3 protein-coding genes are annotated in these 3,249 nt (G+C 72.9%); all 3 read right to left on the bottom strand.

Translation table 11 applies throughout. The annotated features are described in order from the left end of the window. A partial coding sequence (locus tag QM611_RS00980; RefSeq protein ID WP_415078020.1) for an ADP-dependent NAD(P)H-hydrate dehydratase occupies positions 1 to 704 on the bottom strand: 704 nt, incomplete at its 3' end. Further along, complete coding sequence (locus QM611_RS00975) at positions 701 to 1,756, bottom strand: hemolysin family protein (protein WP_415078019.1); 1,056 nt, start codon at positions 1,754 to 1,756, stop codon at positions 701 to 703. The genes QM611_RS00980 and QM611_RS00975, both read right to left, overlap by 4 nt. Continuing rightward, a complete protein-coding gene (locus QM611_RS00970) occupies positions 1,749 to 3,065 on the bottom strand; it encodes a hemolysin family protein (protein ID WP_415078018.1) in 1,317 nt (438 codons plus the stop codon). Before QM611_RS00970 ends, QM611_RS00975 begins: the two co-directional genes overlap by 8 nt. Positions 3,066 to 3,249 lie beyond the last annotated feature (184 nt).

The raw sequence follows: 3,249 nt of genomic DNA, 5'->3' as shown, positions 1-3,249 counted from the left end.
GCGGTTGGCGTTCCCGCGTCGCCGCCGGCACGCCGTGGCTCGCGACCGCCGGCACCGGCGACGTGCTGGCCGGCGACGAGCGCGCCGATCGCGCCGGCCAGCACGTCGCCGGTGCCGGCGGTCGCGAGCCACGGCGTGCCGGCGGCGACGCGGGAACGCCAACCGCCCGGCGTCGCGACAATCGTCACCGAGCCCTTCAGCAGCACGGCGCCGCCCAGCGCGCGGGCTGTCTGCAGCGCCGACTCCTCGCGCACGTCGTCGTCGGCGCCGAACGGCACCTCGGCCAGGCCCAGCCGGGCGCGCAGCGCGTCGTGCTCGCGCGCGTGCGGCGTCACCAGCAGCGGCGCTGCCGCGCCGAGCACGAGGTCGAGCGAGCCGGCGTCTGCCACGACGGGCACGGAGCCGGCCAGCAGCCCGCGCACCGCGTCGGCCTCGCCGTCCGGCGTGGGGACCGTCCCCGACCCGACCACCCACGCCTGCACGCGGCCCGCGCCCGGCACGGTCTCGGGGCGACGCTGCAGCACGAGCCGCGTCGGCAGCTCGGGGCCGACGTAGCGGACCATGCCGACGCCGGTGCGCCACGCCGCCTCCACGCCCAGCACGGCCGCACCGGGGTACGCGGCAGACCCGGTGCGCAACCCGACGACGCCGCGCGTGTACTTGTCGTCGTCGGCCTGCGGAGCGCGCGGGATGCCGAGGGTCATCGCTGCCGCCTCGTGGCATCCTGCACTTCGCCGATGAGCTCCTCGATGACGTCCTCGAGGAAGAGCACGCCGGTGAGGGCCCCCGCCGCGTCGCGCACGGCCGCGAGGTGCCTTCGGGCGCGTCGCATCACTGACAGGGCGCCCTCGAGGTCGGTGTCCTCGGTGACCGGGACCATCTGGTGGACGCGCTTGGCCGGCACCGCCACGGTGGCGGTGGATGCCGCGTGCGACCCCTCCGCGACCTGCAGGATGTCTTTGAGGTGCACGTACCCGACCGGCTCGCCGTCGCGCCCGACGATCACGTAGCGCGAGAAGCCGTGCTTGACGACGGCGCGCTCGATCTCGTCGGGCGTGGTGGTCTCGGGCAGGGTGACGAGGGATGCCAGGGGCACAGCGACATCCTTCGCCTTTTTGTCGGTGAACTCCACCGCGGCCGCGACCGTGCCCGACACGTCGTCCAGCACGCCCTCGCGCCGGGACTGGTCGACGATCGTGGCGACCTCCTCGAGCGTGAAGGTGGATGCCGCCTCGTCCTTCGGCTCCGCGCCGAATAGGCGCACGGCGTGGTTGGCGACCCAGTTCAGCGCGGCGATCAACGGGTGGAAGGCGCGCGAGACCCACACGAGGGGCGTCGCGAGCATCAGCACGGCGCGGTCGGGCACCGAGAACGCGAGGTTCTTCGGCACCATCTCGCCGAACACCACGTGGAGGTACGACACCAGCACGAGCGCGCCGACGAACGCCACGACGTCGATGACGGCCTCGCCCCATCCGGTCAGGCCGAGCGGCTCGGCAAGCAGGTGGTGGATGGCCGGCTCGGAGACGTTGAGGATCAACAGCGAGCAGATCGTGATGCCGAGCTGGCTCGTGGCCAGCATGAGCGTCGCGTGCTCCATCGCGTAGAGCGCGGTGCGCGCCGCGCGGGAGCCCTTCTCGGCGAGCGGCTCGATCTGCGAGCGCCGCGCGGAGACGACGGCGAACTCGGCGCCGACGAAGAAGGCGTTGGCAGCCAGCAGCACGACGAGCCACGCGATCCCGGCCCCGTCACTCATCGCCCTCACCGCCCTCGACGGGTTTCGGCGTGAACTCGACGCGGTCGATGCGGCGGCCGTCCATGCGCTGCACGCGGAGGGAGCCGCCCTCCACGTCGACCTCGTCGCCGACGGCCGGGATGCGCTCGAGCACACTCATGACGAACCCGCCGACAGTGTCGTAGACGTCGCCTTCGGGAACCCGGATGCCGGTCTGGTCGAGCAGCTCGTCGGGGCGCAGCTCGCCGGGGAAGCTCAGCGACTCGCGCGAGCGCACGATGCCCTTGCGCGTGCGGTCGTGCTCGTCGTGCACCTCGCCGACGATCTCCTCGACGAGGTCTTCGAGCGTGACGACGCCGGCTGTGCCGCCGTACTCGTCCACCACGACCGCCATCTGGTAGCCCTTGGCGCGCAGCTCGGCGAGGAGTCCGTCGAGGTGCAGCGTCTCGGGCACCCGGAGCGGATCGGTCGCGATCGCGCCGGCGGGGACCTCAGCGCGCTTGGCGCGCGGCACGGCGACGGCCTGCTTGAGGTGCGCGATGCCGACGATGTCGTCCATCGAGTCGTCGAACACGGGGAAACGGCTGTGGCCGGTGCGCCGCGCGAGCTGCACGATGTCGTCGATCGAGTCGCCGACGGCGACGGCGTGCACGCTGGGGCGGGCGGTCATGACGTCGGCGGCGCTCAGCTTGGCGAACGTGAGCGTGCGGTTCAGCAGCGACGCGGTGTCTTCCTCGAGCACTCCCGCGCTCGCCGAGCGGCGGACGAGGCTCGAGAGCTCTTCGGCGCTGCGGGCGCCGGAGAGCTCTTCCTTCGGCTCGATGCCGAAGGAGCGGATGACAGCGTTCGCGCTGCCGTTGAGCAGCGCGACCGCGGGGCGGAACACCGTGGTGAACGCGACCTGGAACGGCAGGACCGCCTTCGCGGTCTGCCGTGGCAGGGCGAGGGCGAGGTTCTTGGGCACCAGCTCGCCGAGGATCATCGACAGCATCGTCGCGATCGCGACGCCGACGACCGCCGAGACGGGCCGCACGAGGCCCTCCGCGACGCCCCAGCCGGTCAGAACGGGCGCGAGCAGGTCGGAGATCGCGGGCTCCATCGTGTACCCGGTGAGCAGGGTCGTCAGCGTGATGCCCAGCTGGGCGCTGGACAGGTGCGTCGACGTGGTGCGCAGCGCGCTGATCGTGAGCGCGAGGCGCGTCTCGCCTTTCGCGCGGCGCGCTTCGAGGTCGGCGCGATCGAGATTGACCAGGGCGAACTCGGATGCCACGAACAACCCGGTTCCCGCGATGAGCAAGAGCCCCACGCCCAGCATGATCCACTCGTGCATCACGCGCCCCCTGCGGGGGGTCGGGGGTGGGGCGAGCGTCTACACGGAGGAGGGTCGTCCATCAGAGCACTCAGTCTACGGCGCCGACTCGGGGCATCCCGTTGTCTCTCCCGCCCATGCGGGCGGGCCGTCGCCCGCGCGCGCCGCGCCCCGCGCGCGCTCGCGCGCCACCCGCGTCCCCCGC

The organism is Microbacterium sp., from assembly GCF_047606685.1.
GTDB lineage: Bacteria > Actinomycetota > Actinomycetes > Actinomycetales > Microbacteriaceae > Microbacterium.
This window is presented reverse-complemented; position numbering and strand designations above follow the sequence as displayed.

Excerpts from the sequence above, each read along its gene's own strand:
- QM611_RS00975 (WP_415078019.1), bottom strand. The coding sequence starts at position 1,756 with ATGAGTGACGGGGCCGGGATCGCGTGGCTCGTCGTGCTGCTGGCTGCC.
- QM611_RS00970 (WP_415078018.1), bottom strand. The coding sequence starts at position 3,065 with ATGCACGAGTGGATCATGCTGGGCGTGGGGCTCTTGCTCATCGCGGGA.